Origin of the sequence: Nocardia sp. NPDC059764 (assembly GCF_042732555.1) — a bacterium.
In the GTDB taxonomy this organism is placed as follows: domain Bacteria; phylum Actinomycetota; class Actinomycetes; order Mycobacteriales; family Mycobacteriaceae; genus Nocardia.
The window spans coordinates 1-7,005 of record NZ_JBHWHH010000272.1; the positions used below are offsets into that span (position 1 = coordinate 1).

General features: G+C 70.5%; 8 protein-coding genes. 7 read left to right on the forward strand and 1 reads right to left on the reverse strand.

Going from position 1 to position 7,005, the window contains the following annotated elements:
• The coding region (locus tag ACFV4K_RS33980) for a purine-nucleoside phosphorylase (RefSeq protein ID WP_379280397.1) at positions 1-873 on the forward strand (873 nt) is incomplete at its 5' end.
• 10 nt (positions 874-883) lie between these two features.
• Complete coding sequence (locus ACFV4K_RS33985; protein WP_379280398.1) at positions 884-2,497, forward strand: phospho-sugar mutase; 1,614 nt, start codon at positions 884-886, stop codon at positions 2,495-2,497.
• Positions 2,498-2,534: 37 nt separating this feature from the next.
• Here ACFV4K_RS33985 and upp read toward each other — a convergent pair whose 3' ends face one another.
• A complete protein-coding gene (gene upp, locus ACFV4K_RS33990; RefSeq protein WP_379280399.1) occupies positions 2,535-3,158 on the reverse strand; it encodes a uracil phosphoribosyltransferase in 624 nt (207 codons plus the stop codon).
• 136 nt (positions 3,159-3,294) lie between these two features.
• Here upp and ACFV4K_RS33995 point away from each other — a divergent pair, with 136 nt between their 5' ends.
• From ACFV4K_RS33995 to ACFV4K_RS34015, 5 genes are all read left to right on the forward strand, one after another.
• Entirely contained in the window at positions 3,295-3,612 is a 318-nt protein-coding gene (locus tag ACFV4K_RS33995; RefSeq protein ID WP_379280400.1) for a type VII secretion target, read from the forward strand.
• Positions 3,613-3,717: 105 nt separating this feature from the next.
• Positions 3,718-5,013 carry a C40 family peptidase gene (locus ACFV4K_RS34000; RefSeq protein ID WP_379280401.1) on the forward strand — a complete coding sequence of 432 codons (1,296 nt, stop codon included), beginning with the start codon at positions 3,718-3,720 and terminating at the stop codon, positions 5,011-5,013.
• Entirely contained in the window at positions 5,010-5,363 is a 354-nt protein-coding gene (locus ACFV4K_RS34005; RefSeq protein ID WP_379280402.1) for a hypothetical protein, read from the forward strand. The genes ACFV4K_RS34000 and ACFV4K_RS34005 overlap by 4 nt, the downstream gene beginning before the upstream one ends.
• Positions 5,360-5,689 (forward strand): YbaB/EbfC family DNA-binding protein, encoded by a 330-nt coding sequence (locus ACFV4K_RS34010; protein WP_379280403.1) that lies wholly within the window; start codon positions 5,360-5,362, stop codon positions 5,687-5,689. The genes ACFV4K_RS34005 and ACFV4K_RS34010 overlap by 4 nt, the downstream gene beginning before the upstream one ends.
• 26 nt (positions 5,690-5,715) lie before the next feature.
• A complete protein-coding gene (locus tag ACFV4K_RS34015) occupies positions 5,716-6,954 on the forward strand; it encodes a primosomal protein (protein WP_379280404.1) in 1,239 nt (412 codons plus the stop codon).
• Positions 6,955-7,005: the final 51 nt, after the last annotated feature.

Consider the following 7,005-nt stretch of genomic DNA (forward strand, 5'->3'; position numbering starts at 1 on the left):
GGAGGGAAGACCGGGGTTACGAGGGCCGCGAACAGCCGTAGCGAAGCGGAGGCAATTAGACTCGGCGACATGCTAGCCGAGAAGGCCATGGGCGGGGTTTCCGAACTAGCCGCCACAGCCATTGCCGAACGTACGGGAGTGCAGCAGCATCGCGTCGCCGTGGTGCTGGGATCGGGCTGGCAGGAGGCTGCCGCCGAGATCGGCGAACCATCCACATCCATCCCCATGGCCGAGGTGCCAGGGTTCGGATCGCCCACGGCGCAAGGCCATCAGGGCACCATCCATTCGGTGTACGTCGGCGACTCGCCGGTGCTGCTGCTCATGGGCCGCCAGCATCTCTACGAGGGCCACACGCCCGGCCAGGTCGTGCACAACGTGCGCACCGCGCTGGCCGCGGGCGCGCAGACCGTGCTGCTCACCAATGCCGCGGGCGGGATTCGCGACGGACTGTCGGTCGGCGAGCCGGTGCTCATCAGCGACCACATCAACCTGACCGGCCGCACCCCCATCGAGGGCGCGAACTTCGTGGACCTGGTCGACGCCTGGGATCCCGAATTGCGCACGCTGGCAAAGGAAATCGACCCCAGCCTCACCGAGGGCGTGTACGCGGGCCTGACCGGACCGCAGTACGAGACCCCCGCCGAGATCCGGATGCTGCGCACCATCGGCGCCGATCTGGTCGGCATGTCCACCGTGCTCGAGGCCATCGCCTGCCGCGAGGGCGGGGCCAAGGTGCTCGGCATCTCGCTGGTCACCAACCTGGCGGCCGGCGTCACCGGACAGCACCTCTCACACACCGAAGTCCTGGCCGAAGGCCACGCCGCCGCACCGAGATTGGGCAAGCTGCTGCGCGGCGTGCTGGAACGCCTCTAGGCGCGCGGGCATGCTGCGTTTCGGAACCGCCGGGCTGCGCGGTCCGCTCCAGGACGGCCCGGACGGCATGAACATCGACACCGTCGCGCGGGCGTCGGCTGGTATCGCCGCCTGGCTGCGCGACCGCTGCCTCGGCGGCGGGATCGTCATCGTGGGCCGCGACGCCCGCCACGGGTCGGACGAATTCGCCACCGCGGCCGCGGAAGTCTTCGCCGCGGCCGGATTCTCGGTGCTGGCGCTCCCCCACCCGGTGCCGACCCCGGTGGTCGCTTTCTCGGTGCGGGAGCTGAAAGCCGTTGCGGGAGTGCAGATCACCGCGTCCCACAATCCTGCCACCGACAACGGCTACAAGGTCTACCTCGACGGCGGCTCGCAAATCGTGCCGCCCGCCGACAGCGAGATCGAGCGCTGCATCGACGCGGTCGACGGCCGCGTCCCCCGGACCGACCCCGATCCGACCGCCCCGGACCCCGCCCTGCTCGCACTGCCCGCGGGCACCCCGCCGGACGCGATGGGCGAGGAGCTCGTCCGCCGGTATCTGACCCGGGTCACCCGGTTGCCGCGCCTCATCGGCGGCGACGCACCACTCAGCATCGAGGACATCGAGGCGACCGCCGACGATCCCGCCGCGACCGCGCGAGATGTCCGGCAGCGCAGCGATATCCGCATCGTGTTGACCCCCATGCACGGTGTGGGCGGCGAACTGAGCGTCGCCGCGCTGCGCGGCGCCGGGTTCGACGAAGTACTGGTAGTGGCGGAACAGTTCGCCCCGGACCCGGACTTCCCGACCGTGGCGTTCCCGAATCCCGAGGAGCCGGGGGCGGCGGATCTGCTGCTCGACCTGGGCGAGCGGCTCGACGCGGACCTCGCCATCGCGTTGGACCCGGATGCGGATCGGTGTGCGCTCGGCGTGCGCGGGCCGGATGGCTGGCGGATGCTGCGCGGCGACGAAACCGGTGTCCTCCTGGGTGATTTCGTGCTGCGGACCGCCGCCCCGGATGCCCTGGTCGCCACCACGATCGTGTCCTCGCGGCTGCTGAGCAAGATCGCCGCCGCTCGCGGGGCGCGGTATGCCGAGACGCTGACCGGGTTCAAGTGGCTGGCCCGCGCGGGCGAGGGGCTGGTCTACGCGTACGAGGAGGCGATCGGGCTCTGCGTGGATCCGTCCGCGGTGCGCGACAAGGACGGCATCTCGGCCGCGGTGGTCGCCGCCGATCTGGTCGCCCAGCTGAAGGCGCAGGGCCGCACCGTGCTCGACGTCCTCGACGAGTACGCGGTCGAATTCGGCGTGCACGCGGGAGATCAGGTGTCGCTGCGCCTGGCGGACGCGGCGGCCGCGGCGGCGGTCGTCGCCCGGCTGCGCGAGACTCCCCCGAGCGAGATCGCCGGGAAACCCGTGACCTGCACCGATATGGCGCAACTGCGGGGCCGGATGCGCACCGACGCACTGGTTTTCGAGGCCGACTCGTTCCGTGTGGTGGTGCGCCCGTCCGGCACAGAACCCAAGCTCAAGTGCTACTTGGAAGCGTTCGAACCCGTCTCCGGGCCCGACGCGCTCGACGACGCGAAGGCCGTCGCCGCGCAGCGGATCGCCGAGCTCCGCAAGTACTTCCAGCAGCTCTGAGCCGCTGCCACTTCCGGAGCGACGGCCCGGGGGTGGTTCAGCGCGGCCCGAACTGGCGGTCCCCCGCATCGCCGAGACCCGGCACGATGTAGGCGTCGGAGTTGAGGCCGCGGTCCACCGAGGCGGTGACCAGCAGCACGGCGTGCCCCGACTTCTCCAGCGCCTCAATGCCTTCCGGCGCGGCCACCACGGACACCACGGTGATGTCGCGAGCGTTGCGGGTGGCCAGCAGATCCAGGGTGTACACCATGGATCCGCCGGTCGCCAGCATCGGATCCAGCACCATCACCGGCGTGGTGGACAGGTCCTCCGGCAGCGACTCCATGTACGGCGTCGGCTGATGCGTCTCCTCGTCCCGGGCCAGCCCCACGAACCCGATCCGCGCGTCCGGAATCAGATTCTCCGCCGTCTCCACCATCCCCAGCCCGGCCCGGAGCACCGGCACCAACAGCGGCGGCGCGTTCAACCGCGTCCCCTCCGCCGCGGCCACCGGCGTGGCGATGGGAAACCGCTCGACCGGCGCGTCCCGCATCGCCTCGTACACCAGAATCCCCGTCAAATCCCGAAGCGCCGCCCGGAAAGTCGGATTGGTCGTCCGAGCGTCTCGCATGGTGGTCAACAACGCGGCCGCCAGCGGATGGTCCACAACGAGTGTGCGCATAGGAAAACCATAAGTCAGCACCCGTCCTGAAGATCCCTCCACCGCAATTCTCCCCACCCGGAACCGATCAGCCCCCACCCGCGTCCAACCCGGTACACCACATTTCCGCCCGCCGACCGGGCGAGAAGGGGGCACCATGCACATCTCGATCCACCCCGATGGCCTGACCACCTACGCGACCGCCACCACCGCCCTCGCCACCCGCCTCACCACCGCCGCAACCCACGCCACCACCGCCGCCCCCACAACCCTCGCCGACACCCTCGGCCTGATCGGCGCCGACCTGCTGACCGCCTACGCGCGCGCCCACGCCACCCACACCGCCACCCTCGCCCACCTCACCACTCTCTTCACCTCAACCAGCGCCGCCGCCGAAACCGCCGCGACCACCTACACCGACCACGACCACACCCGGGCCGCCGCCCTGCGCACCGCCACCGAGCTGGACGCATGACCTCCCCGATCCGGATCCCCTGTGCGGCAATCCCACCCACCAACGGTGACACCCCACCGCCCGAAAGCGGCGACCGTTCAGGGCAATTCGTCCAGGGGTTCGCCGATGAGCGATGACCTGACGGCGGCGGAGCTGGAGAAGCCGATAGTCGAGCTGCTGCGGAGTCTCGGGTCCGGGCGCAGCACCGCTGCCGACGTGTTGCGGGAGACCGCGCGGATTGTCGATGCGGCGCATGCCGAGAGCCGGGGCAGCGTGGATCGGATGTATGACGAGTGGCGGGGGCGGGCTGGGGACGCGGCGTTGGACAAGGCGTTGCGGACCCAGACCACCGCGGCCACCGCTGCTGAGCGGGGGCGGGCGATGGCGGAGATTCTGGACCGGACGGATGCCGAGGTCGCCACGGGGCGGCGGGAATTGGCGGAGATTCTGCGGGCGTTCCGGGCGGAGCTGGCTTCGCTCAGCTCGGAGGGGAACAGTCCGGGTGGCGCTACAGCCGTGGTCGCGTCGGCGATCGACCACATCGGGCGGGCCATGCGGGTGGTCGAGCGGGTGCGGGCGGAGTTGGCGACCGAGGCGGCTGCCATGGAGGAGTTGAGTGGGCCGATTCCGGCGCCGACGGTGGTGGCGCCGGGCGCTCTCGGGGATGGCGACGCGAAGGATGCTCCGCCCGCGGCCGTGACCGGTCCCGGTGCGGCGGGCCCACTTCCGGATTCGGCGGGCGGACTGCCGGACGGCGCGGGCACTGTTCCGGCGGGAATGATCCACGCGAGCGGTGATCCTCGGCCCCACGCGGCAACGGTTCCGGCGGGCCACGACACATCAACTGGGGGCGGCGCGATCCGGACCATCGGAGGCGGTCTGCTCGGCGCGGGGCGGTCTGCGGGCGGCGACGGTCGGCTCGGGGCGGGGCGGTCGAGGGGTGACAGGGTGCGGACCACCACCGCGTCGGTGTTCACGGCGAAGGGGCCCGGTCATGATTCGCCGGTCGGGTCGCCGAACAAGGGTGGGGTGTGGGTGACGTTGCCGGACGGGAGTCGGGTGGAAGCGCCGAACGAGCGGGCGGCGGAGGCGGTTCGGAAGGCGTTGAGTGCGGTGGGGACGCCATACGAGTGGGGTGGGGTGACGCCCGGGGTCGGGGTGGATTGCAGTGGTCTGACGCAGTGGGCCTACGGGCAGGCGGGGGTGTCGCTGCCGCGGCTGGCGCAGGAGCAGGGGCTCGGGCATCCGAGTATCGGTCCAGGGGGCTTGATGCCCGGTGATCTTGCGGTGTGGGACGGGCACGTGGCGATGGTGATCGGGAACGGGCAGTTGGTGGAGGCGGGCGATCCCGTCCGGATCGGACCGATACGAACGGAGAATTCGGGCATGCGGTTCCTCGGTTTCTACCGGCCGACGGCATGAGCGGGCCGCGAGAATCGGCGCAGGTGCCGCCGGTGACGGTGGCGGCGTCGGGCAATCGGGCGGGCACGGTGACGGTGTCGGCCACCGATCAGGGGATGCCGGTCGAGATCCGGTTCGAGCGCGGCGAATACCGGTATGGCGCACAGGCTCTCGCCGACGAGATCCTCCGATTGACCCGGCGGTCCGCGCTGGGGGCGCGGTCGCGGCGGCGCGAACAGCTGGCCGCGGCGGGCGTGCCGGACACGGTCCTGGACCGGCTCGGCCTGCCCACCCGCCAGGCCGCGGTGGACGAGCTGGATCGGCTCGACGACGCCGATACCGGCCGGACCAGTTGGTTGCGGAACCGATGAGCGCCGAGATGGACGCCCTGGTCCAACGCGTCAACGACAAGCTGGAGGCCCTCGAGGCAACCCTGCACGACCTGGGCGGAGTCCGCGGCCGCTGCGCCGCCGAGGACGGTTCGGTCACCGCCGAGGTGGACGCCGACGGCGCCCTGACCGGCCTGTGGCTGGCCGAGTCGGTGACGTCGCGGCCTCCGGCCGAGGTCTCCCGGCTGATCCTGTGGACCGCGCGGCGGGCCGCCGCCGAGGCGACCGCGCAGCGGGCCCGGATCATCACCCGCCTGAACGACGCGCTGATTTCAAAAAATGTTGGGGGCGACCCGGATAGTGCCTGACGCGACGACTGGATAGGCTTCCGGTCATGGCTTCTGGAGACATCGTCCCGATCGCGCTGGGCCTGACCAAAGGCGATCTTGTCACCCTCTGGGCACCCCGCTGGCGAGACGGTGACGATGAGTGGCAGGCATTCCTCGGTCACGAGGAAGACCTCTACGGTTTCGACTCCGTCGCGGAGCTGGCCGCGTTCATCCGCACCAACTCCGACAACGATCTGGTGGATCATCCCGCGTGGAAGATCATCGCCGGTCTGTCGGCGGCCGAACTGGAGCCCGAGGAGCAGTACGTCTTCGATCTGGTCGGCGTGCCCGAGCTGGCCGCCGACGACCCGGATCCGGAGGTGGTCTCCGAGCTCGAGGAGACCCTCGAGATGGTCCGCAATATCGGCGACGTGTGCGAACTCGATCCCGTCACCAAGTTCTTCGGCTCGCACCCGGTGCTGGGCGCGCTGGCCGGCGGGGTGAGCGCCTTCCTCGGGCGTGAGGGCGAGGAGCTGTGGGACCAGATCGGCGCGGCCATCGCCAAGGACTGGGAAGCTGTCATCGACGCCATCGACTCGGTGGTGACGGTGCCCGACGTGGACGCCGACGCGGTCGCGGTGGCCGAGGCGGAACTGCTTGCGGCGCAGGAGAACATCGTCGACGCCGAGGACGCGGCCGAGGGCGACGACGAGATCGAGGAAGTCGACCTGGACGAGGACGACGAGGAGGGCGAGCTGTCCTTCTGGCACGAGGTCGGCATCGACCCGGTGAAGATCATCTCCTCGGACGGCACCTTCTTCACGCTGCGCTGCTACGTCGACGACGAGCCCATCTTCCTGGGCAAGGACGGCTCGATCACGGTCTTCGGTTCCGAGCGCGCGCTGGCCCGCTACCTGGCCGACGACCACGATCACGACCTGGCCCGGGTGAGCACCTACGGCGAGGTGCAGACCGCCGCCGTGGACGGTTCGCTCGAGGTGGAGGTCGACGACGAGAACGTCTACGTGCTGCCCGGTCTGTCCGAGGACCTGGCCTCCGGCCCGAAGTCCGTGGACACCGATCAGCTAGACCTGGCGGTCGAATTGTTCACCGACGCCGCCGACTACGCCGATGACGACACGGTCGAGTCGGCGCTGGCGGTCTCCACTCCCCTGGGCTGGTACGTCTCCTACCTGCTGAACCCGGACCCGACCCGGATGGCGCCGAACCCGCCGTTCCAGGCCGAGTCGGAGGCGTGGAAGGCGCTGGAGACGGTCTTCGAGGCCCGCCTCCAGAAGGGCTGACCCGGTCCGACCCCCGACACGATTCGAGCCGCACCCCCACGGGTGCGGCTC